The sequence below is a fragment of the Pseudomonas sp. S37 genome, assembly GCF_016658545.1.
Taxonomy (GTDB): Bacteria; Pseudomonadota; Gammaproteobacteria; order Pseudomonadales; family Pseudomonadaceae; genus Aquipseudomonas.
Genome location: NZ_JACVZC010000231.1, coordinates 1 through 981, shown reverse-complemented (window position 1 = coordinate 981; position 981 = coordinate 1). Strand labels below are relative to the sequence as shown.

The 981-nt window shown below is 54.2% G+C and carries 1 protein-coding gene; it reads left to right on the top strand.

From position 1 onward, the window contains the following. The first annotated feature begins 11 nt into the window (after window positions 1-11). Complete coding sequence (locus IAE39_RS29440; RefSeq protein WP_201207958.1) at window positions 12-965, top strand: IS110 family transposase; 954 nt, start codon at window positions 12-14, stop codon at window positions 963-965. The last annotated feature ends 16 nt before the right edge of the window (window positions 966-981 follow it).

Here is a 981-nt window from a genome sequence, read left to right as displayed (position 1 = left end):
AGGAGTCACCTATGGCAATGCAGGTGGGCAAGTTGATTGTGGGTGCGGATGTCGCAAAAGCTGAGCTGGTTATCCATCACGATGAGCGCGATGAGATCGTCAGGCTGAAAAACTCCAAGCTCGAAATTAAGAAATGGCTGAAGCAGCAGCCACTCAATACAGCTATCGCTGTTGAGGCGACCAATGTCTATCACCTGGACTTGGTTGAGCTGGCTCATCGTCAGGGCTTCGAGGTTTATATCATCGATGGCTTTCAACTGAGCAACTACCGGAAAAGTGTTGGCGGACGGGTGAAAACCGACCCGTCCGACGCTCGGTTGCTGTCCCGCTTTCTGAAAAACGAAGGTGAGGATCTTCGTCCCTGGAGCCCGCCGCCCGCCGTCTACGGCAAGCTTCAGAGCCTCCTGCGGCGCAGAGCTGCCTTGGTGAGTGCCCGCACTGCAATGACCCAGAGCTGGGCTAATGAAGGCCTCCTGAAAACCGCGTTCAACACTTTTGTGAGATCGATAGACCGACTGGATCAGTTGATCCAAAAGAAGATTAAAGACGTGCTGCGAGAGGCTGGCTTGCACGAGCAAGTCGCTCGCTGCCAGGCAGTAGAGGGCATTGGTTTTCTCACCGCCACAGCGCTGGTAATGGCTTTTACAAGGGGTGAGTTCAAGAGCAGTGATTCGTACATCGCCTTCTTGGGGATGGATCTACGTGTCAGCGATTCCGGGCAGAAGAATGGACGGCGTTGTCTTACAAAACGAGGTTGCTCAGAGATCCGTCGCTTGTTGCACAACGCAGCGATGGCAGCCAGCAAGTCGCCCGCGTGGAACGGGGACTATAAACGGCACCTGAACAACGGAAAAGCAACGACCCAGGCGTTGGTAATCCTCGCCAGGAAGCTAGCAAGGGTGGCATTCGCCCTGATGAAGAATCAGGACGAATACACCACCAAAGGCGTCAAACCGGCTTGCTGAAAACCATAGAATCTCC